This is a genomic window from Microbacterium sp. ARD31 (assembly GCF_031844425.1).
This window is the reverse complement of record NZ_JAUZVE010000042.1, coordinates 1-20,262: the sequence shown is the minus strand read 5'-3', so window position 1 is coordinate 20,262 and position 20,262 is coordinate 1. Positions and strand designations below refer to the sequence as shown.

17 protein-coding genes are annotated in these 20,262 nt (G+C 73.0%); 11 read left to right on the top strand and 6 right to left on the bottom strand.

Features of this window, described 5'->3' with window-relative positions:
* Positions 1 to 30: 30 nt before the first annotated feature.
* Genes Q9S36_RS41315 through Q9S36_RS41305 form a run of 3 tightly spaced genes read left to right on the top strand, consistent with a single transcriptional unit; the run spans position 31 to position 4,456 of the window.
* Positions 31 to 1,008 (top strand): MoxR family ATPase, encoded by a 978-nt coding sequence (locus Q9S36_RS41315; protein ID WP_311290575.1) that lies wholly within the window; start codon positions 31 to 33, stop codon positions 1,006 to 1,008.
* Complete coding sequence (locus Q9S36_RS41310) at positions 1,005 to 2,210, top strand: DUF58 domain-containing protein (RefSeq protein WP_311290574.1); 1,206 nt, start codon at positions 1,005 to 1,007, stop codon at positions 2,208 to 2,210. The genes Q9S36_RS41315 and Q9S36_RS41310 overlap by 4 nt, the downstream gene beginning before the upstream one ends.
* Positions 2,207 to 4,456, top strand: a complete 2,250-nt coding sequence (locus tag Q9S36_RS41305) for a transglutaminaseTgpA domain-containing protein (RefSeq protein WP_311290573.1) — start codon at positions 2,207 to 2,209, stop codon at positions 4,454 to 4,456. Before Q9S36_RS41310 ends, Q9S36_RS41305 begins: the two co-directional genes overlap by 4 nt.
* Here the strand turns inward: Q9S36_RS41305 and Q9S36_RS41300 are convergent.
* A complete protein-coding gene (locus Q9S36_RS41300) occupies positions 4,391 to 5,212 on the bottom strand; it encodes a class I SAM-dependent methyltransferase (protein WP_311290572.1) in 822 nt (273 codons plus the stop codon). The two genes, Q9S36_RS41305 and Q9S36_RS41300, sit on opposite strands and share 66 nt — an antisense overlap.
* A 57-nt stretch (positions 5,213 to 5,269) precedes the next feature.
* Between Q9S36_RS41300 and Q9S36_RS41295 the strand changes: the two genes are divergently transcribed.
* The 3 genes from Q9S36_RS41295 to Q9S36_RS41285 all read left to right on the top strand — a co-directional run bounded on the left by Q9S36_RS41295 (position 5,270) and on the right by Q9S36_RS41285 (position 8,825).
* Positions 5,270 to 6,169: a phosphotransferase gene (locus Q9S36_RS41295; RefSeq protein ID WP_311290570.1), complete on the top strand. Its 900-nt coding sequence runs from the start codon at positions 5,270 to 5,272 to the stop codon at positions 6,167 to 6,169.
* Between the two features lie 219 nt (positions 6,170 to 6,388).
* Entirely contained in the window at positions 6,389 to 7,870 is a 1,482-nt protein-coding gene (rpsA, locus tag Q9S36_RS41290) for a 30S ribosomal protein S1 (RefSeq protein ID WP_311290569.1), read from the top strand.
* Between the two features lie 112 nt (positions 7,871 to 7,982).
* Positions 7,983 to 8,825: a patatin-like phospholipase family protein gene (locus Q9S36_RS41285; RefSeq protein ID WP_311290568.1), complete on the top strand. Its 843-nt coding sequence runs from the start codon at positions 7,983 to 7,985 to the stop codon at positions 8,823 to 8,825.
* Positions 8,826 to 8,834: 9 nt separating this feature from the next.
* Here the strand turns inward: Q9S36_RS41285 and Q9S36_RS41280 are convergent, their stop codons facing one another.
* Positions 8,835 to 10,118: an AMP-binding protein gene (locus Q9S36_RS41280; RefSeq protein ID WP_311290567.1), complete on the bottom strand. Its 1,284-nt coding sequence runs from the start codon at positions 10,116 to 10,118 to the stop codon at positions 8,835 to 8,837.
* A 38-nt stretch (positions 10,119 to 10,156) separates the two neighbouring features.
* Positions 10,157 to 10,315: a hypothetical protein gene (locus Q9S36_RS41275; RefSeq protein WP_311290566.1), complete on the bottom strand. Its 159-nt coding sequence runs from the start codon at positions 10,313 to 10,315 to the stop codon at positions 10,157 to 10,159.
* Positions 10,316 to 10,408: 93 nt separating this feature from the next.
* On the opposite strand from Q9S36_RS41275, the gene Q9S36_RS41270 reads away from it, so the two are divergent.
* Both Q9S36_RS41270 and Q9S36_RS41265 read left to right on the top strand, forming a co-directional pair.
* Entirely contained in the window at positions 10,409 to 11,359 is a 951-nt protein-coding gene (locus Q9S36_RS41270; protein ID WP_311290565.1) for a helix-turn-helix domain-containing protein, read from the top strand.
* 31 nt (positions 11,360 to 11,390) lie between these two features.
* On the top strand, positions 11,391 to 12,671 hold the full coding sequence (locus tag Q9S36_RS41265) for an aminotransferase class I/II-fold pyridoxal phosphate-dependent enzyme (protein WP_311290564.1): 1,281 nt from the start codon (positions 11,391 to 11,393) through the stop codon (positions 12,669 to 12,671).
* Positions 12,672 to 12,677: 6 nt separating this feature from the next.
* Here Q9S36_RS41265 and Q9S36_RS41260 read toward each other — a convergent pair whose 3' ends face one another.
* Positions 12,678 to 14,516: an ABC transporter ATP-binding protein gene (locus Q9S36_RS41260; protein WP_311290563.1), complete on the bottom strand. Its 1,839-nt coding sequence runs from the start codon at positions 14,514 to 14,516 to the stop codon at positions 12,678 to 12,680.
* 84 nt (positions 14,517 to 14,600) lie between these two features.
* Here Q9S36_RS41260 and Q9S36_RS41255 point away from each other — a divergent pair, with 84 nt between their 5' ends.
* From Q9S36_RS41255 to Q9S36_RS41245, 3 genes are read left to right on the top strand one after another with little or no spacing between them, the layout of a single operon-like run.
* Positions 14,601 to 15,038 carry a MarR family transcriptional regulator gene (locus Q9S36_RS41255; RefSeq protein WP_311290562.1) on the top strand — a complete coding sequence of 146 codons (438 nt, stop codon included), beginning with the start codon at positions 14,601 to 14,603 and terminating at the stop codon, positions 15,036 to 15,038.
* Positions 15,035 to 15,631 (top strand): dephospho-CoA kinase, encoded by a 597-nt coding sequence (gene coaE / locus Q9S36_RS41250; RefSeq protein WP_311290561.1) that lies wholly within the window; start codon positions 15,035 to 15,037, stop codon positions 15,629 to 15,631. Before Q9S36_RS41255 ends, coaE begins: the two co-directional genes overlap by 4 nt.
* Before the next feature lie 40 nt (positions 15,632 to 15,671).
* Positions 15,672 to 16,973 carry a glycoside hydrolase family 3 N-terminal domain-containing protein gene (locus tag Q9S36_RS41245; protein WP_311290560.1) on the top strand — a complete coding sequence of 434 codons (1,302 nt, stop codon included), beginning with the start codon at positions 15,672 to 15,674 and terminating at the stop codon, positions 16,971 to 16,973.
* Between the two features lie 7 nt (positions 16,974 to 16,980).
* On the opposite strand, the gene Q9S36_RS41240 is transcribed toward Q9S36_RS41245, so the two are convergent.
* Both Q9S36_RS41240 and Q9S36_RS41235 read right to left on the bottom strand, forming a co-directional pair.
* Positions 16,981 to 17,946 carry a sigma-70 family RNA polymerase sigma factor gene (locus tag Q9S36_RS41240; protein WP_311290559.1) on the bottom strand — a complete coding sequence of 322 codons (966 nt, stop codon included), beginning with the start codon at positions 17,944 to 17,946 and terminating at the stop codon, positions 16,981 to 16,983.
* Positions 17,947 to 18,601: 655 nt separating this feature from the next.
* On the bottom strand, positions 18,602 to 19,903 hold the full coding sequence (locus Q9S36_RS41235) for a DNA polymerase IV (RefSeq protein ID WP_311290558.1): 1,302 nt from the start codon (positions 19,901 to 19,903) through the stop codon (positions 18,602 to 18,604).
* Between the last annotated feature and the right edge of the window lie 359 nt (positions 19,904 to 20,262).

Here is a 20,262-nt window from a genome sequence, read left to right as displayed (position 1 = left end):
GCGACACCCGAGAGGTAGGTCCGCGACCGCATGACGGAGATCGCGACCGTCCACACCGACGACGTCCGGTGGTACGCCGACACGTTCGAGCGGGTCGTGCACAACGTGGAGTCGGCGGTGCTCGGCAAGAAGCACGTCGTGCGTCTAGCCCTGACCTGCCTGGTCTCCGGCGGCCACCTCCTGCTGGAGGACCTGCCGGGGACCGGCAAGACGATGCTGGCGCGGGCGCTGGCGAAGTCGCTGGACTGCTCGTTCGCGCGCATCCAGTTCACGCCCGACCTGCTGCCCTCCGACGTCACCGGGGTCACGGTCTACGACCAGGGGCACGGCCAGTTCTCCTTCCACCCCGGGCCGATCTTCCACAGCGTGGTGCTCGCCGACGAGATCAACCGGGCCTCGCCCAAGACGCAGTCGGCGCTGCTCGAGGTGATGGAGGAGGGGCACGTCACCGTCGACGGACGCACCCACGAGGTGGGCCGCCCGTTCATGGTGATCGCGACCCAGAACCCCATCGAGCAGGCAGGCACCTACCAGCTCCCGGAGGCGCAGCTCGACCGGTTCCTGATGCGCACGAGCGTCGGTCACCCCGACGCGGAGTCGACCGAGGCGCTGCTCGCCGAGTCCCGGGTCCGTGACCGGGCCGCGGGTCTCACGCCGGTGGTCGGCGCCACGGAGATCACCCAGATGGGCCAGCTCGCCGACATGGTCCACGTCGACCGGGCGATCATCAGCTACGTCCGGCGCCTGGCCGAGGCCTCGCGCGACGTCCCCGACGTGCGCATCGGGCTGTCGACCCGCGGGTCGCTGGCCTGGATCCGCGCCGCCAAGGCCTGGGCCCTCGCGGAGGGTCGCGGCCACGTCGTCCCCGAGGACATCGCCACCCTCGCGCGACCGGTGCTGGGCCACCGCCTGCTGATGGCGTCAGGCGCGGCGTTCGGCGGGGTCACCCCCGAGGAGGTCATCGACAACCTGCTGGTCCAGGTCCCGGTGCCTCGCGACCGCGCGTGAGCGCTCGGCAGGTCCCGTCGACGGCCCGCGCGGGGCGGCTGCTCTCGCGGGTGCTCTCGCCCGTCCGGATGCTGACCGGACTCGGGCGCAGCGTCCTCGTGCTCGGGATCCTCACCCTCGTGCTGGCCGTGTGGCTGAACTGGCAGGAGTTCACCCAGCTCGCCGTCGTGGCCTTCGGGCTGCTCGTGCTCGGACTCGTCTGGCAGGTGCTGCCCGGCACGCCGGTCGCGGAGCTCGTGCTGCGGCCCAACCGGATCGTGGAGGGCGGGACACCGCCGACCGCGACGCTGCACGTCCAGGCCGGGGCCGCGCCGATGCTCTTCCCCAAGGTGACCGTCCCCGTCGGCCGTCGCACGGTGTCGCTGCGGCTGCCCTTCCTCGCACCCTTCGCCCGCCACACCGAGGCGGTGCCCCTGCCCGCCGTGCCACGAGGGGTCTACCTCGTCGGCCCGGTCACCTACGAGAAGACCGACCCGGTCGGGCTGGTCACCCGCCGGTTCAGCACGGGTGAGCCGCTGGAGCTGCTGGTCGCGCCCCGGGTGACCGACCTCTCGGTCTTCGCCGGAGGCCTGACCAACGACCTCGACGGTGCGACCAGCCAGCAGCTCTCGATGAGCGACCTGGCCTTCCACGCCCTGCGCGAGTACGTCCCCGGCGACGACCTGCGCCACGTCCACTGGCGCTCCTCCGCCAAGGCCGGCCAGCTGCTCGTGCGGCAGTACCACGAGACCCGTCGCGGCCACGTGACCGTGCTCGTCGACGATGCGCGGTCGTCGTACCCCCGGCTGCGCGACTTCGAGCTCGCCGTGTCGGTGGCCACGTCGATCGCCCTGCGGGCGGTGCGCGACGACTTCGACACCTACCTGCGCTGCGGACCGCACCTGGCCCGGGGCCGGCACGCCGTCGCGATGACGGACGCCGCGTGCCGGTTCGTCGCGGGGGACGACGACTACCTTGCGCAGGCCGCGGACGCGGCGACCGCCGTCAGCGGCACCGGCCTCGTCGTGCAGGTGACGGGGGCCGCGCGCGACCTCGTGCAGCTCGACCAGGCCGCCAGCCGCTTCGACCGCGGCGCCGACTGGATCGTCGTACGGGCCGACAGCGAGGGCGAGGCGCGGCTGCGTGACAGCCACGCCCTGCGGGAGATCTCCATCCCCGACCTCGCCCGCCTGCAGGAGCTCCTCGCGAGGGGGATGCGGTGAACCGCCAGCGTGGCAGCGTCCTGGACGCCTCGGTCGTCCTGCTCCTGGTCGCGGTGGCGCTGAGCGTCCTCGACGACACGTTCGCCGACCGGAGCTACCTCGTCACGGGTCTCGTGCCGGTGGTGCTCCTCCTCGGGCTGGCCGTGCTCTTCCGGCGGGTGCACGAGGGCGTGTGGTGGTACGCCCTCGCCGCGGTGGTGCTGTTCGCCCCGCTGGGCGCGTGGGTCGCGCTGCGCCGCCCCGGCCCCTACGTGCTGCCGACCTTCGAGACGATGAACCGGGTGCTGGGCGAGAGCATCAGCGCCCCCACGACACTCGTCAGCACCGTCCCGCCCGTGGACCCCAGCGGCCAGGTGATGCTGGTGCCGTTCCTGATCGGCTTCCTCGCCGCGGCGCCGGCTGCCTGGCTGGCCCTGGCCACCCGGAGCACCCTCGCCCCGGCCGTACCGCTGGTGGCGGCCCTCGCCGCGGCGATCCCGCTCGGCGTCCTGGTGCCGTCGCTCCTCGTCCCGCGGGGCATCTTCTTCGCGATCGTGCTCGTCGCGTGGGCTGCGGCCCGGGCGCGGCGGCGCGAGGCGATCGTCGGGGAGGCCCGCGGGTCGGTCGCCGCCGCGATGACCGCGGTGCTGACGGTCACCCTCGTCTCGGGCGTGGTGAGCCTGCTGGTCCCCGACCGCAACGAGGTCGACCGCGTCCTGCTCAAGGGCGACGGCAACAGCGCCGTCGTCGCGGGCGCCGCGGAGTCGGTGGTGCCCCGGCGGGTGGGCCGTCGCAACGAGCTGCTGAAGGCGACCGGCGTGCCCGAGGGCCGGCTGCTGCGGTTCGCGGCCCTCGACCTGTACGACGGCCAGGCGTGGGTACCCGCGGAGGAGTCGCCCGGCACCGACGGCTTCGGCACCTTCAAGCGCATCGGCGAGAACGTGGACGCCCTGCACGACGGACGCACGGTCGGCGTTCGCATCCAGGTCCGCCCGGGATACTCCAGCGACTGGCTGCCGATGCTCGGCGAGCTCACCAGCCTCACCCTGGACTACACCGACGGCCGCACCCAGCTCGCCGACGTCCGCTACAACCAGGCCACCTCCAGCGCGCTCGTCATCGGGGGCGTCAACACCCGCGACGACTACACCTTCGCCTCGGTGCTCACCGAGGACGAGTTCACCCGCCGCGACCCCACGCAGGAGGCGACCGAGGACCAGCGCCAGCCGGCGGGGGCGTTCCTCGATCAGTACCTCGCCCCCTTCGACCGCGCCGAGATCCGGCCGATCGAGCGCGTGCTGCTGCTGGCGCGCTACCTCCGCCTCAACGGCTCCACCCGATTCACCGGCACGTCCTCGCAGGCTCCGGTCGACCTCGGGCTGCGGCTGCTCGGCTCCAAGCAGATGTCCGGCACCCCGTTCCAGTACTCGGCCGTGATGGCGCTGGGTGCCTCCCGGCTGGGTGTGCCGGCACGCGTGGTGACCGGTGCCGAGCCCGACGCCCGCGGCCTCGTCACCCACGACGACATCACGTCGTGGGTGGAGCTGCAGTTCGCCGATGGCACCTGGCGGCCGCTCGACCCGCAGCGGTACGTCGGCGTGCACCTGGTCACCGAGGGCGAGGACGCCGCCGCGGCCGCGGACGCCGCGGGCTTCGTCAAGGAGCAGCTCGAGGCGGCCGCGAAGGGCAAGGACAAGGAGATCCGCCTGCCCAAGGGCACGCGGGTCACGCTGCCCGAGGGGACCGCCATCCACGAGCCCCTCTCACCGTGGGAGATCATCCTGCGGGCGGTCGGTGCGGTCCTGGCCGCCGTGCTGCTCGCGCTCCTCCTCGTCCCGATCGCCAAATGGCTGCGTCGCGCGCGCCGTCGGCGCACGCCGTCGTGGTCGGCGCCCTACGTCAACGGCTGGCAGGAGGTGCTCGACGCCGCCCGCGACCGCGGCACGCCGGTGCCCGACACGTGGAGCCGTGTCACCCAGGCCACCCGCCTCGGCGTCGGGCTCGACCTCGCCCGCCGCGCCGACGCCGCCGTCTTCGCGGCGCGACCGGCCGACGCCGACGACGCGCGTGAGTTCTGGACCGCCTGCCAGAAGCTGCGCCGACAGCTGCTGCGCGATGCCGACCTGCCGCACCGGGCCTGGGCGCTGCTCAACCCTGCCTCGCTGCTCGCCGGCTGGGCGCGCAACCGGTCGCGGGAGGCGTCAGGCGCGCGCCAGGTGCGCGACGAAGATCGCGGTGCCCGGCGTCAGCAGCCCGCGGGTGCGTGACCAGCCGCCCCACACCCGGTCGTGGGTCTCGGGCCACTCCGGCTCGACCAGGTCGGCCAGCGTGAAGCCGCCCGCGTGCAGCAGCCGCACCCAGTCGCCGAGCGTGCGGTGGTGCTCGACGTACGACACGACACCCGTGGCGTCGTCGACCTCGACGTAGGGGGTGCGGTCCCAGTACGACTGCGTCGCCGTCAGCCCGGCCTCGCCCGGGTCGTCGGGGAACATCCAGCGCGTCGGGTGGGTGATCGAGAAGGCGAACCGGCCGCCGGGACGCAGCACCCGGGCCGCCTCCGCGACGGCGACCTCGATGTCGCTGACGAACTGCAGTGCCCCGAACGAGCAGAACACGATGTCGAAGCTGTCGTCCGCGAATGGCAGGTCGGTGGCGGTGCCGCGCACCGAGGGGACGGCCACGCCGGTCTCCGCGTCGAGGCGCAGCGAGTGCTGGAGCTGGCGGTGCGAGAGGTCGAGGCCGAACCCGCGGCCACCGTGGGTGCGGACCCAGCGCGAGCACTGGCCCGCGCCGCTGCCGACCTCGAGGACGTCGAGGTCGCGCACGTCGCCGAGGATCGCGAGCTCGTCCTCGGTGTGGCCCTCGGGTCCCCAGACGAAGCCGGCGTCGCCGAGGAAGGCGCCGTGCGTGGCCTGGTACTCGTCGGCGTACCGGTCCCAGTCGGGCCCGTTGGCACGGCGGGACTCGTGCTCGGTGACGGGACGACGCTCGACCCGGACGGACTGGGGCAGGTGGTCCTCCACACCGGAAGGGTACGGGTGCGGGGCCCGGACGCGACGGGTGCGTGCCACCATCCTCCGGTGAGCGACCTCGGCCCCTCCCTGACCCCGCTCGCCGGCGGCCACTCCGGACGGACGTTCCTGGGCGAGGTCGGCGGTGAGCGCGCCGTCGTGCGCGTCTACCCGCCCGGCGACGAGCGCGGTCCGGGGGCACCCGAGGTCGACGCCGCCGTGCTGCGCCTGGTCCGTGGCCTCGTCCCGGTGCCCGAGGTCGTGGAGGTACGTCGTCCGCAGCCCGAGGACGGGCTTCCCGGGCTGCTGGTCACGCAGTGGCTGCCGGGGGAGCGCGGCGACCTGGCCCTCGCCGACCTCGTCGCCCGCGACGACGTCGAGGCCTTGGGGCGGCTCGGTGGGTCGATGGGCTCGGTCGCCGGCACCCTGGCCGGGATGCCGACGCTGCGTGCGGGCCCCTTCCTCGACGCCGAGCTGGCCGTGGGAGAGTTCTCCGACGGCGGGCTGGCCGAGTGGGTCGAGCGGATGGTCGACTGGTCGGCGCCCGACCGCGAGCGGCTGCGGCGCGTTGCCGGGCCCGCCCAGGACCTCCTCGACACGGTGGGCCGCACGAGCGTGGTCCACAGCGACCTCAACCCGAAGAACGTGCTGGTCGGCCCGGGCTCGGACGCCGTCGCGGCAGTGCTGGACTGGGAGTTCGCCCACGCCGGGCACCCCTGGACCGACGTCGGCAACCTGCTGCGCCTCGACCGCCACCCGGCGTACGTCGCCGCGGTCCTGTCGGCGTGGACGGCCCTGCGAGGCGGCGACCCGGACGAGCTGCTGGCGGGTGCCCGTGCGGCCGACCTCTGGGCACTGGTCGACCTGGCCTCGCGGGCCGGTGACAACCCCGTCGCCGACCGTGCGGAGGAGCTGCTGCGCGCCATCGCCACGACGGGCGACGTGCACGCCTGGCCCTTCGGTCGCTGAGCGTGGGCCGAGCGTGCCGCTGAGCGTGCGCCCCGGTTGGACTCCGGCCGTCGAGCGCGCGTAGTCTTAAGCGTTGCGCCAGTCGTCCGCCCGGGTTCCGTACCGAGCGAACCGGGGCTCGCCGCGTCGCCGCCAGTGATCCGTCACCGTCAGCGACCAGTGAAACAGACGGCTGTGTGCGTCCGCACGACTCCATCCATCCAAGGAATCACTTCCCATATGACGAGCACGCTCTCCACTCTTCCGGACTACGACGCCCCCCAGGTGGCGGTCAACGACATCGGGTCCGAAGAGGACTTCCTCGCGGCCATCGACGCGACCATCAAGTACTTCAACGACGGCGACATCGTCGACGGCACCATCGTCAAGGTGGACCGTGACGAGGTCCTCCTCGACATCGGCTACAAGACCGAGGGCGTCATCCCCTCGCGCGAGCTGTCGATCAAGCACGACGTCGACCCCAACGAGGTCGTTTCCGTGGGCGACAAGGTCGAGGCCCTGGTCCTCCAGAAGGAGGACAAGGAAGGCCGTCTGATCCTGTCCAAGAAGCGTGCTCAGTACGAGCGGGCCTGGGGCACCATCGAGCAGGTCAAGGAGGAGGACGGCGTCGTCGAGGGCACCGTCATCGAGGTCGTCAAGGGCGGCCTCATCCTCGACATCGGCCTGCGTGGCTTCCTGCCCGCGTCGCTGGTGGAGATGCGTCGCGTCCGCGACCTGCAGCCCTACGTCGGCCAGACGCTCGAGGCGAAGATCATCGAGCTCGACAAGAACCGCAACAACGTGGTCCTGTCGCGTCGCGCCTGGCTCGAGCAGACCCAGTCCGAGGTCCGCCACGGCTTCCTGACCCAGCTCCAGAAGGGCCAGATCCGCAAGGGCGTCGTCTCCTCGATCGTCAACTTCGGTGCGTTCGTGGACCTCGGCGGCGTCGACGGCCTCGTCCACGTCTCCGAGCTCTCCTGGAAGCACATCGACCACCCGTCCGAGGTCGTCGCCGTGGGCGACGAGGTCACCGTCGAGGTCCTCGACGTCGACATGGACCGCGAGCGTGTCTCCCTGTCGCTGAAGGCGACGCAGGAGGACCCGTGGCAGCACTTCGCCCGCACCCACCAGATCGGCCAGATCGTCCCGGGCAAGGTCACCAAGCTGGTGCCGTTCGGTTCGTTCGTCCGCGTCGAGGAGGGCATCGAGGGCCTGGTGCACATCTCCGAGCTCGCCGAGCGTCACGTCGAGATCCCCGAGCAGGTCGTCCAGGTCAACGACGACGTCATGGTCAAGATCATCGACATCGACCTCGAGCGTCGCCGGATCTCGCTGTCGCTCAAGCAGGCCAACGAGACCGCCGCCGCCGCCGACGTGGAGGAGTTCGACCCCACGCTCTACGGCATGACCGCCACCTACGACGAGCAGGGCAACTACGTCTACCCCGAGGGCTTCGACCCCGAGACGGGCGAGTGGCTCGAGGGCTTCGACGAGCAGCGTGCGATCTGGGAGGACCAGTACGCCAAGGCGCACGCCCGCTGGGAGGCGCACGTCAAGCAGCAGGAGGAGGCCAAGCAGGCCGAGGTCGAGGCCGGCGAGGCCACGTCCTACTCCTCCGGCGGCGACGCGGCGGCCGAGACCGGTGGCGACACCGGCGGCTCGCTGGCCTCCGACGAGGCGCTGCAGGCGCTCCGCGAGAAGCTGACCGGCGGGTCCAACTGATCCGCTGATCGACTGATCCACGCACGACGGCCCGCCGGGACTCCCGGCGGGCCGTCGTCGTGTCCGGGCACTCCGCGGTGACCCGTCAGGGCGGGTCCGCTAGAACTGCCCCATGACAGGTCACGGCACCTCGGCACTGGTCCTCGGCGGCGGCGGCATCACCGGCATCGCGTGGGAGCTCGGCATCCTGGCCGGCCTCGCGGAGGCCGGCGTCGACCTGACCGACGCCGACATCGTGGTGGGCACCTCGGCCGGCTCGGTCGTCGGCGCCCAGGTGACCAACGGGCAGCCGCTCGCCGACCTGTACGCCGGACAGCTCGAGCCGCCCGACGCCGAGCTGGGCGGCCGGTTGTCGCGCATCGCCGCGCTCAAGCTCGTCCCGCCCTATGTCCTGCCCGGCAGCGGCCGCGACAAGCTCGCCCGCGTCGGTCGGGTCGCACTCGCCTCCCACGCGCCGGGCAGCGTCGACCGGGAGGGCGTGATCCGGTCCCGGCTGCCCGTCCAGGACTGGCCGGACCGCGACCTGCGCATCACCGCCGTCGACGCGGCGAGCGGGGAGTTCACCGTCTTCACCCCGGACTCCGGCGTCGACCTGGTGTCCGCGGTGGCGGCCAGCTGCGCCGTCCCGACCGTCTGGCCCCCCGTGGAGATCGGCGGCCGCACGTACATGGACGGCGGGATGAGGTCAACGGCCAACGTCGACGTCGCGCGGGGTGCGGAGCGGGTCGTCGTCCTCGCCCCGCTGCCGCGCTCGCTGAGCAGGAAGACGTCCATCCGCGCCCAGCTCGAGCGCGTGGGGCCGCGAGCGTGGTCGGTGGTGACCCCGGACGCCGCAGCGCTCGAGGCCTTCGGCCGCAACCTCCTCGACCCGGCGAAGCGCAAGGTCGCGGCCGAGGCCGGGCTGCGGCAGTCCCGTGACCTCGCCGCCCGGCTGCGCGAGGTGTGGGAGGCCTGAGATCGCGGGTCAGGGGGCCTGACCCGTGACCAGGGCCGGCAGGGCCTCGCGCCGTACCTTCCCGGTCGCGGTCATCGGCAGCTCACCGACGCTGAGGTAGTCCTTGGGGCGCTTGGCCGGCGCCAGCACCACCCGGGCGTGGGCGGCCAGCTCCGCCGCGGTGGCGGTGCCGACCACGGCGGCACACACCCGCTGCCCCCAGTCCGGGTCGGGGGCTCCGAAGACCGCGACGTCGGTGACGCCCGGCACCTCGCGCAGGGCGTTCTCCACCTCGAGCGGGTAGACGTTCACGCCGCCGGAGATGATGAGGTCGGTGCGCCGGCCGTCGAGGTGGAGGTAGCCGTCGTCGTCGAGCCGGCCGACGTCACCGACGGTGAACGCGGGCCCGGCCGGGGTCTCCCGCCAGGCTCGTGCCGTCTGCTCGGGGGCGCCGAGGTAGGTGAACCGCGCGTGGGGCGGCACCGCGCACCAGATCCGGCCGTCCGACGCGATGCTCAGCGTCCGGCCGGGACGCGCCCTGCCGACCGTGCCGGGACGGGTGAGCCACTCCTCGGACCGGCACGCGGTGAACTGGCCCTCGGTGGAGCCGTAGAACTCCCAGGTCGATCCCGCCGGGAACAGCTCGACGAGGCGCCGCTTGGTGGCCGGCGGGCAGGGCGCCCCGGCGTGGGCGACCAGCCGGAAGGACGACAGGTCAGGGACGCCGACCTCGTCCCAGTGCGCGAACAGCCGCTGGAGGTGCGTCGGTACGCAGAACATCGTGGTCGGGCGCTCAGCGGCGATCGCTGCCGTGACGCGCGCCGGGTCGAACTTCCCGGGCACCACGATCCGGCCGCCCGCGAGGAGCGTCCCCGTGGCGAAGCGCAGGGGAGCGGAGTGGTGCAGCGGGCTCAGCACGAGGTTGACGTCGCTCGCCGTGAAGCCCCACAGGTCGCGCTCCTCGGCGACGAGCGCGGCGGCGTCCTCGTCTGGAAGGAGGCCCGACCAGACGCCCTTCGGCGTGCCGGTGGTCCCGCTCGTGCAGTGGATCGGCCGCCCCCGCGGCAGCGACCTGACGCGGTCGCGGCGCCCGTCGAGGAGCGCCTCGACCTGGCCGGTCCCGGTCACGACCAGGTCGGGCGCGATGGGTGCGAGGACCCGGTCGCGCTCGGCCGCGGTCAGCGCCGGGTCGAGCGGGACCGGGAAGACCCCGTCGGCGAGCAGCGCCAGCACGAGGTCGACGTACGTCGTCGAGCCCGGGACGAGGAGGGCGACGCGGGAGCCTGCGGCGAGCGGGACGGAGGGGTGCGGCACACCCCGGATCCTGCCGCCTCCCTGAGCTCTCGGTCACCTCAGCCGCGCGGGACCAGGTGCTGGCGGAGGTCGATGTCGCCGAGGTCGTCGAGGGGGTGGTGGGTGGAGGAGGGACCGGCGAATCGGTCGTGGCGGGCGTAGCTGACCAGCACGGCGAACAGGGCGGTCAGGACCAGGAGAGCGACGATGGTGTTCATGGCAGTAATCATTCTCCCGTCGACTTGCTGCCACTAGTGGCAGGAATGCCAGAGTTAGTTGATTTCCTGCCACCGCTCGTGCAGGCTGTCCCCATGCAGAAGGTGGCGGTCGTCGTCCAGGAGAAGCCGGAGCCGTTCGGGCTCGGGGCGTTGTGCGAGGTCTGGGCCGAGCCCTACCACCCCGAGGACGACAACCCGGTCTTCGACTTCACGGTCGTCACCCCCACGCCGGGCCGGTTGCGCACGCGGGCCGGCTTCGACCTGGTGGTCGAGCACGGGCTGGAGGAGGCCGCCGACGCGGACCTGGTCTGCCTGGCACCCAAGAGCAACCACCGCGGCACCTCCCCGGAGGTGTCGGAGCTGCTGCGGGCCACCCACGAGCGGGGCGCGATGATCTTCGCGCACTGCTCGGCGACGTTCATGCTGGGCGAGGCGGGCCTGCTCGACGGTCGACGCTGCACCACCCACTGGCGGTACGCCGCCGAGCTGGCCGAGCGCTACCCCGAGGCGGTGGTCGACCCGGACGTGCTCTACGTCCAGGACGGCACGATCATCACCGGCGCGGGGTCGGCAGCCGCCCTCGACGCCGCGCTCCACGTCATGCGCCAGCAGTTCGGAGCCAAGGTCGCCGCCACGGCCGCCCGCCGGATGGTCGTGCCACCGCACCGCGACGGTGGCCAGGCCCAGTTCATCGCGCGCGCCGTCCCGGTCTGCGAGTCGGAGGCGCTGGCGCCGCTGCTCGCCTGGATCAGCGCGAACCTGTCCGAGGACCTCGACGTGGAGACCCTCGCGAGGCAGATGCACATGTCGGGTCGCACCTTCGCGCGGCGGTTCAAGGAGGAGACCGGCACCACCCCCTACAGCTGGATCCTCGGCGAGCGGGTCCGCGCCGCGCAGGAGCTGCTGGAGCAGACCGACCACTCGATCGACTGGGTCGCCGGCGAGGTCGGGTTCGGCAACGCCGCGACGCTGCGCCACCACTTCGGCCGCGCCCGGGGCGTCAGCCCGCAGGAGTACCGGCGGACGTTCCGGACGCCCGCCTGAGCGACGTCCGGACCTCGGTAGCCTTGACCGCGTGAACGCGACTGCGCTGGCCGACCTGTCCGCCGACGACCTCGCCGCGCTGCTCGAGGAGCAGCGCGCGGCCTACGAGGAGCTCACGAAGCGGGGCCTGAAGCTCGACCTGACGCGCGGCAAGCCGTCGGCGCAGCAGCTCGACCTCGCCGACGACCTGCTGCGGCTGCCGACGTCGACGAAGGACTCCCACGGGGTCGACGTACGCAACTACGGCGGGCTCGAGGGCCTCGCCGACCTCCGTGAGATCTTCGCCGAGCTGCTCTGGGTCGAGCCCGACCAGGTCGTGGCCGGCGGCAACTCCAGCCTGACGATGATGCGCGACTGCCTCGTCGACCTGATGCTCTTCGGCGCCGTCGACTCCGAGCGCCCGTGGAGCCGCGAGGAGAAGGTGCGCTTCGTGTGCCCGGTCCCCGGGTACGACCGCCACTTCACGCTCCTGGAGAGCCTCGGGATCGAGATGGTGACGGTCCCCATGCACGACGACGGCCCCGACGTGGACGCCGTGGAGGCGCTGGTCCGTGACGACGCGAGCGTCAAGGGCATGTGGGTCGTGCCGACCTACGCGAACCCCACGGGGGCCATCGTCAGCCAGGAGGTGGCGGCGCGGCTCGCGGCGATGCCCACGGCTGCCGCGGACTTCAAGATCTTCTGGGACAACGCCTACGCGCTGCACCACCTGACCGAGGACGAGGCCAAGAGCGCCGACATCCTGACCCTCGCGTCGGCCGCCGGGCACCCGCACCGGCCGATCATGTTCGCCTCGACCTCGAAGATCACCTACGCCGGTGCCGGGGTCGCCTTCCTCGCGGCGTCCACGGCCAACGTGCAGTGGTACCTCGGGCACCTCGGCAACGGCTCGATCGGGCCGGACAAGGTCAACCACCTGCGCCACGTCGAGTTCTTCGGCGACGCGCAGGGCGTGCGCGACCACATGGTCCGCCACCGCGAGATCATCGCGCCGAAGTTCGCCGAGGTCGACCGGGTCCTCACCGAGCGCCTCGGCGGTCGCGGCGTGGCGACGTGGAACACACCGGCGGGCGGCTACTTCGTCAACCTCGACGTGGTGCCCGGCACGGCGAGCCGCGTGGTCCAGCTGGCCAAGGAGGCCGGGGTGGCGCTGACGCCGGCGGGCTCGTCCTTCCCCTACAAGCAGGACCCGGACGACACCAACATCCGGCTCGCGCCGACGATGCCCCCGCTCGAGGAAGTCACGGAGGCGATGGAGGCCGTCGCGACCTGCGTGCTGCTGGCGGCGGCCGAGAAGGCCGCAGCCGCCTGACGCCGGTCAGGCGGCGGCCGGCTCCGCGCGCAGGCCGCCCCGGACCAGGTCGGCGTACCTGCCGCCGAGGAGCAGGAGCTCCTCGTGGGTGCCGAGCTCGACGACCCGGCCGCGGTCCATCACGGCGATCTGGTCGGCGTCACGGACGGTGGAGAGCCGGTGCGCGATGGTGATCGTGGTCCGGGTCCGCGCGACGTCCGCGAGGGTGCCGAGCAGGGCGCGCTCGGTCTCGTTGTCGAGGGCGCTGGTGGCCTCGTCGAGCACCAGCACCGCGGGGTCGCGCAGCAGCGTGCGGGCGATCGCCAGGCGCTGCTTCTCGCCGCCGGAGAACCGGTGCCCGCGCGAGCCGACGACGGTGTCGTAGCCGTCGGGGAGGGCCGCGACCACGTCGTGGATGCGCGCCGCGCGGCACGCCTCCTCGATCTCGGCATCGGTCGCGTCCGGGCGGGCGTGGCGCAGGTTGTCCCGCACCGTCGCGTGCATGAGGTACGTCTCCTGGCTCACGACGCCGACGAGGTCGGCGAGGTCAGCGAGGGCGAGGTCGCGCACGTCGACGCCGTCGATGCTGACCCGGCCCGACGTCGCGTCGTGCAGGCGCGGGACGAGGGAGGCGAGCGTCGACTTGCCGCTGCCGGTCTCCCCGACGAGGGCGAGCGTGGCACCGCTCGGGACCACGAGGTCGATGTCGCTCAGCACGGGGCGCTCGTCGTCGTAGGCGAACCCGACGTCCTCGAAGCGCACCTCTCCTGCCGCGCTGCGACGGGGGAGCCGGACGGGCCTGGCGGGCTCGGCGACCTCGACCGGCAGGTCGGCGTACTCGAAGATGCGGCTGAACAGGGCCAGCGAGGAGGTGAAGTCGACACCCACGTTGAGCAGCCCCATCAGCGGCCTGAAGAGCGTGCCCTGGAGTGCGATGAAGGCGACGAGGGTGCCGATGGTCATCCCGCCGGAGGTCGCGGGGAAGCCGGCGGCGAGGTAGATCGCGGCGGGCACGGCGGCGAAGACGACGTTCATCGTCGCCATCCGCCACCGGCCGGCCAGCCGCGAGCGGATCTCGAGGCCGACGAGGTCCGCGGACGTCTCCTCGAAGCGTGCGGTCAGGCGGGGTGAGGCACCGAGCGTCTTGGTGAGCAGCACCCCGCTGACGGAGAGCCCCTCCTCGATCTGGACGTGGAGGTCGGCCAGCCGGCGCTGGCGCTCGGCGGTGATCCGGTGACGCATGCGCGCGACCTGCCGGGTGAGCAGCACGGCCGGCGGCAGCACGACGAGCGAGAGCAGCGCGAGGCGCCAGCTCAGCGCGACCATCGCCACGGCGGTGCCGACGACCACGGTCAGGTTGGCGGCGATCGAGGTCGCGGTCTGGGTGACGACGCCCTGCATGCTGCCGATGTCGTTGACCAGCCGCGACTGCACCTCGCCGCCGCGGGTGCGGGTGAAGAAGCCGAGGGACTGGCGCTGGAGGTGGGCGAACAAGTCGCTGCGCAGACGGTGCATGACCTTCTGGCCGACCGCGGTCGAGAGCCAGGTCTGGACGACGCCGATCACGGCGCTCGCCACCGCGACACCGATCATGGCGGCGACGCAGAGCAGGAGCAGGCGCACGTCCTGCTGGGGGAGCGCCTCGTCGATGACGTGGCGGACCAGGAACGGCTGCGCGAGCGAGACGGTCGAGCTCAGCACGATGAGCGCGACGACGACGGCGAGCGTGCCACGGTGGGGTGCGAAGAGGCGTGCGATGCGCCGGAGGGAGACGGGGGAGTCCGCGAGCTGCCGTAGGTCGGCGGGGTCGGGACGGCCGCTGCGCGAGCGGCGGGAGCCGGGGGTCGAGGTGATGTGGTCATCCATGCGACCAGCTCCTCTCTGGAGGTCGGGAGAAGGTGAGGTAGCCTCACTATGAGGGTGCAACCGACGCAGGAGCGGAGATATTCCGTGGTCCCACACGAGGGCGGGCATGAGCCCGCGACCGGAGACCTGGTGATGGCGCTGGCGCGCCGTGTCCGCCGGGCGTACGCCGACTCGCTGGCCGCGTGGCAGGTCACCCCGTCGCAGTCGCGGGCGCTGAGGGTCCTGTCGACCCACCCGGACGGCGTGCGCCCGTCGGTGCTCGCCGACGAGCTGCGCATCGCCCCGCGTTCGGCGACCGAGGTCGTCGACGCGCTCGAGGACCGGGGCTGGCTGCGACGGGCCGCCGACCCCACGGACCGGCGCGCGACCATGCTCACCCTGACCCCGCGCGGCCAGGACCTCGTCGCCAGGATCGAGGACGTGCGCCGCGACGCCTCCGAGCAGGTCCTGGGCGTGCTGACGGAGGAGCAGCGTCGTACGCTCCACGGGATCCTGAGTGTCGTCGTGGGGGAGGACCAGTGACCGTTCGGGTCGGACTGACCGGGGGCATCGCCTCGGGCAAGAGCACCGTGTCGGCGATCCTGGCCGGCCTGGGGGCCGTGGTCGTGGACGCCGACCTGCTGGCGCGCGAGGTCGTGGCACCGGGCACGCCCGGGCTCGACGCCGTGGTGGCGGAGTTCGGGGAGGAGGTGCTCACGCCCGACGGCGAGCTCGACCGACCGGCGATGGGCGCGATCGTCTTCGCCGACCCTGCTGCCCGCCAGCGGCTGGAGGCGATCATCCACCCGCTCGTGCACCGGCGCGGCGCCGAGCTCGAGGCGCAGGCACCGGCCGACGCGGTCGTCGTGCACGACATCCCCCTGCTGGCCGAGGGCGGGCGTGCGGGCTCGTTCGACGCGGTGGTCGTGGTCGACGTGCCCGCGCAGGTGCAGGTCGAGCGCATGGTCCGCGACCGCGGCTGGTCCCGGGAGGAGGCGGAGTCGCGGATCGCGGCCCAGGCCACCCGCGAGGACCGCCTGGCGATCGCGACCCACGTCATCGACAACACCGGCTCCCTGGAGGAGCTCCGCGAGCGCGTCGAGGAGGTCTACGCCGACCTCCGCGCACGAGCCTGACGTTTCCCGGTCCAGACCGGACGGCAGGTAGCCTCCGGGCGTGCGTTCGCTCCGACCCCGTCTGGCCGTCCTCGCAGCTGGTGTCCTCCTGGCCACCGGGTGCGCTGCCACCGGGACCGACGACGGCAGCGGGCCAGCGCCCTCCTCGAGCGCCCCGGCGTCGTCCGGCGAGCCCACGGCCACGGAGAGCCCGGCCGACCCGGACACGCCGACCTCGTGGGGTCCGACGATCGGCGAGGTCGAGGAGGCACAGCAGCTGGTCAGCACGTGGTCGCCCGCTCAGCTGGCCGGTCAGGTGATCGTCGGCCGCTTCCACGGCACCGACCCGCTCGAGCCCGCCGCGATGGTGCGCGACCTGCACCTGGCCGGGGTCTCGATCACCACCGACAACATCGCCGACCGCGAGCAGGTGCTGGCGATGACCGCGGCCGTCGCGCAGGCGGCGGCCGAGGACGGCCGGGACTTCCCGCCGGTCATCGGGGTGGACCAGGAGGGTGGCTACGTCTCCCACCTGCGCGGCATCGCCACGGACTTCCCGCACTTCCAGTCCGCGGGGACCGCCATCGAGGCCGACCTGCGCACCGGTCGCAAGGTGACGCGACTGGCGGCCCGCGCCACCGGCTACGAGCTGCGCGACCTCGGGTTCACCTGGGTGTTCGCCCCGGTCGCCGACGTGACCATCGGCGCCGCCGACCCCACCATCGGGGCCAGGTCCCCGTCGCAGGACCCGAAGGTCGCCGCGCTCGCGACGGCGTACGCCGTCAAGGGCTACGACTCCGCCGGCATCGTGTCCACGGTCAAGCACTTCCCCGGCCACGGCACCGCGACGACCGACAGCCACGACGCCCTGCCGGTCGTCGGGTCGTCCCTCGCGGAGATCCGCGCGCACGACCTGCCGCCGTTCGAGCTCGCCATCGCCAAGCACGCCCCCGCAGTGATGATGAGCCACCTCGACCTCACCGAGATCGCCCCCGGCGTGCCGGCGAGCATGGCGCCGGAGGTCTACGACCTGCTGCGCGACGACCTCGGCTTCGAGGGCGTGGCGATCACCGACTCGCTCGGGATGGGCGCCGTCGGCGGCCGGCCCACGCCCGCCCTCCAGGCGCTGCAGGCGGGTGCCGACCTGCTGCTGATGCCGGTGGACACCGCCACCACGCACCAGATCGTCGTCGACGCGCTGGAGTCCGGCGAGCTCTCGCGTGCGCGCATCGAGGAGGCCGCGGCCCGGGTGGTCGCCCTGCAGATGTGGCAGGCCCGGGTGGCAGCGAAGCGGCCCGTGCCGCCCGACGTGGTCGAGCAGGCACGGGCCGCGAGCGCGGACCTGTTGTCCGCGGCGTACTGAACCTGAGTCAGGCCGCGAGGTCGGGGTCGCCGGCGCGGCGGAGCTTCTGGAGAGCCTCCCGCTCGAGCTGGCGGACCCGCTCCGCGGAGATGCCGTGGCGGGCACCGATGTCGGCGAGCTTGTGCTGGCGCCCGTCGGCCAGGCCGTAGCGGGCCCGGACGATGTCGGCAGAGCGCTCGTCGAGGATCCCGACCAGGTCGTCGAGGCGCTGGCGGGCCTCGGCGTCGAGGACGTTGAGGTCCGGGCCGGGCGCGGTCTCCTGCGCCATCAGGTCACCGAGGGAGGTGTCGCCGTCCTCGTCGACCGGGGTGTCCAGCGAGACGTGCTCGCGACCCCAGCTCATCAGGTCGAGGACCCGGTCGAGGTCCATGCCGAGCTCGGTGGCGATCTCGTGCGGCTCGGGGTCGCGGCCGAGCTGGCGCTCCAGCGTGCGGCGGGCCGAACCGACCTGGTTGAGCTCCTCGACGACGTGCACCGGGAGGCGTACGACGCGGGCCTGCTGCGCGATGCCGCGGGTGATCGCCTGACGCACCCACCAGGTGGCGTACGTCGAGAACTTGTAGCCCTTGGTGTAGTCGAACTTCTCGACCGCGCGGATCAGGCCGGTGTTGCCCTCCTGGATCAGGTCCAGCATCGGCATCTGCGACCGGCCGTACTTGCGGGCGATCGACACGACGAGGCGCAGGTTGGCCTCGATGAAGCGGTCCACCGCGAGCCGGCCCTGCTCGGCGAGCCACTCGAGCTCGGCCTCGCTGGCGCTCATCGGGGCACCGCCCTTGCGGCGGCCGACGCGGCCGGTGTCGAGCAGGTGCTGGGCGAGCAGGCCCGCCTCGATGGTCTTGGAGAGCTCGACCTCGGTCTCGGCGTCGAGCAGCGGGGTGCGGGCGATCTCGTCCAGGTAGAGACCGACGCTGTCGCGGCCCTCGATCTCACGAGTGGTGGTGGTGGTGCGCTTGGCCTGTGCAGTGCTCATCTTCGTCCTCCTGCTTCTCGTGCGATCACCCCGTGTCGCACACCTGTTCCAACACCTGTGTTCGATGCGAGATTCCCGATCGGATGTCGGTGCCTTCATCTGCACTGACGAGCCAGTGCCCACGGGAGTTGCACGAAACACGAACTCTCAGGGACTTCTCAGGGGGTTCCCCGGCGTCGGCGTGCTCATGCGGGCCGGCCGTCCGCCTCGTCGTGCTCCTCCACAGCCCGGCTCGCAACCTGTGGAGGGGGTGCGGTGCGGCTGTGGAGCGCCGCGGAAGTTCTGTGGGGAACCCTGTGGGACCGGAAGTTTGTTCCGCCAACCCCTTGCGGCACCCGGCCGCGCAGGCATAGAACTCTCCCTACCGAGACCGCCTTCGGGCGGGGTCGGGGATCGGATCGGACAAGCAGCTCCACACGGCGACTTGCTCGCCGCGCAGGCCTGGTGACGGGGTCGGTGGGGGCTGGGAGACCGGTCCGGTGGACCGGACGTCACCTTCCCGGTCGAGCCGAGGGGCTCCTGATGCTCATACCATCGGGAGCCCCTCACCCTATTTCCCCCGCAAGGGCCCGACCATGCTGCCCCGGCGGGGGCGGGACGTGCAACGGCGCCGCGGTGAACGGCGGGTGACGCGACGGCGCCACGGCCCGGGGGATCAGTCCTCGGTGGGCGGCTCGCGACGGCGCAGCGCCGGGTCGTCGACCCGGAAGCTGCGGACCGGCCCGGGCGGGGTGTCCGCGGTCTCGAAGCGCACGGTCACCACTCCGGCGCCGGAGCCCCACACCCAGCCGGGCCCGAGCTCGTCGTGCTCCACGTCGGCCCCCGGCGGCCACGTGCGGCGCGGCGGCTCCGGCAGGACCACCTCGACCTCGTCCTCGCTGGGCGCCTCCCCGAAGAGGTCCTCCTGCACCCAGTCGGCGAGGCCCGAGACGCCGACCCCGAGCAGTCGGACGCCTCCGGTCGTGTCGAGGTCGGACAGGAGCGAGCGCGCCACCCGCCCGATGGTGCCGCCGTCGTCGGTGGGGCTCGAGAGGGTCGTGGAGCGGCTCAGGGTGGTGAAGTCGTACATCCTGACCTTGATGGTGACCGTCCGCCCGGAGTAGCCGCTCTTGCGGAGGCGGGCGCCGACGTCGCGGGCCTGGCGCGTCAGCAGCCCTTCCATCAGCCTGCGGTCGGTGAGGTCGGAGTCGCAGGTGCCCTCGACGCTGACCGACTTGGTCTCGCGCTCCGCGACCACGGGGCGGTCGTCGCGCGCCCGGGCGAGCTGGAAGAGCCCGTGGCCCTGCGCGTTGCCGAGCAGCCGGACCAGCTCGTCCTCGCTCACCTGCTCGAGGTCGGCGATGGTGTGGATGCCGGCGCGGCGCAGGCGCTCGGCCGTGGCGGGGCCGACGCCGGGGATGACCGCGACGTTCATCGGTCGTAGCAGCTCGAGCTCGGTGCCGGGCGGGACGACGGTCATGCCGTCGGGCTTGTCGAGCTCGCTGGCGACCTTGGCCAGGAACTTGGAGGACGCGACGCCGACCGTGGCGGTGAGTCCGCCGCTGACCTCGGTGATGCGACGCCGGAGCTCCTCGCCGACCCGCGTGACCGTGGCCACGTCGAGGTCGGGCAGGTCCGCGGCGGCGAGGTCGACGAAGGCCTCGTCGAGCGAGAGCGGCTCGACGAGCGGGGACAGCTCGCGCAGCACGGCCATGACCCGCGCGCTGGTCTCCCGGTAGGCGTGGAAGCGCCCACCCAGGAACGCGGCGTGCGGGCACCGGGCGCGCGCCTCGCGGGTCGACATCGCCGACCCGACGCCGTACCTGCGCGCCTCGTACGACGCCGTCGCCACCACGCCCCTGCCCCCGGTCCCGCCCACGATCACCGGCTTGCCCCGCAACGACGGCTTGTCGCGCTGCTCGACGGCGGCGAAGAAGGCGTCCAGGTCGACGTGCAGCACCGACGCGGTGCTGCGCATCAGGTCCGCCCGCCTGGGGCGGGCAGCATCGGGACGGGCCTCACCCGGACAGTCTCCCAGCCCGGGCGTGCGACGCGGAGCGGGCCACCAGTCGTCCACAGCGTGCCCCGGCAACGCGTTGTCCACACGCGCGCGCCCGTCGGGTGCCCGGACGTGGGTGCCGGGGGGAACCGTCGGGGCCATGACCTCCTCCGACCGCAGCAACGGCGCCCTCCGTCCCTCCGGCTCCAGCACCACCACGATGACCGCGCGCTCGCCGGGCGACATCGCCGCGTTCGTCCCGGTCGCGCTCGGCTTCGTGCCGGAGCGGTCCGTGGTCCTCGCCAGCATCGGCCCGGGCCGCGGCATGCACGCCCGTG

What these genes read in the sequence shown, in the direction of transcription:
- Q9S36_RS41315 (WP_311290575.1), top strand. Translation starts at nt 31, where the DNA reads ATGACGGAGATCGCGACCGTCCACACCGACGACGTCCGGTGGTACGCC.
- rpsA (WP_311290569.1), top strand. Translation starts at nt 6,389, where the DNA reads ATGACGAGCACGCTCTCCACTCTTCCGGACTACGACGCCCCCCAGGTG.
- Q9S36_RS41285 (WP_311290568.1), top strand. Translation starts at nt 7,983, where the DNA reads ATGACAGGTCACGGCACCTCGGCACTGGTCCTCGGCGGCGGCGGCATC.
- Q9S36_RS41275 (WP_311290566.1), bottom strand. Translation starts at nt 10,315, where the DNA reads ATGAACACCATCGTCGCTCTCCTGGTCCTGACCGCCCTGTTCGCCGTG.
- Q9S36_RS41270 (WP_311290565.1), top strand. Translation starts at nt 10,409, where the DNA reads ATGCAGAAGGTGGCGGTCGTCGTCCAGGAGAAGCCGGAGCCGTTCGGG.
- Q9S36_RS41260 (WP_311290563.1), bottom strand. Translation starts at nt 14,516, where the DNA reads ATGGATGACCACATCACCTCGACCCCCGGCTCCCGCCGCTCGCGCAGC.
- Q9S36_RS41240 (WP_311290559.1), bottom strand. Translation starts at nt 17,946, where the DNA reads ATGAGCACTGCACAGGCCAAGCGCACCACCACCACCACTCGTGAGATC.
- Q9S36_RS41235 (WP_311290558.1), bottom strand. Translation starts at nt 19,903, where the DNA reads ATGCGCAGCACCGCGTCGGTGCTGCACGTCGACCTGGACGCCTTCTTC.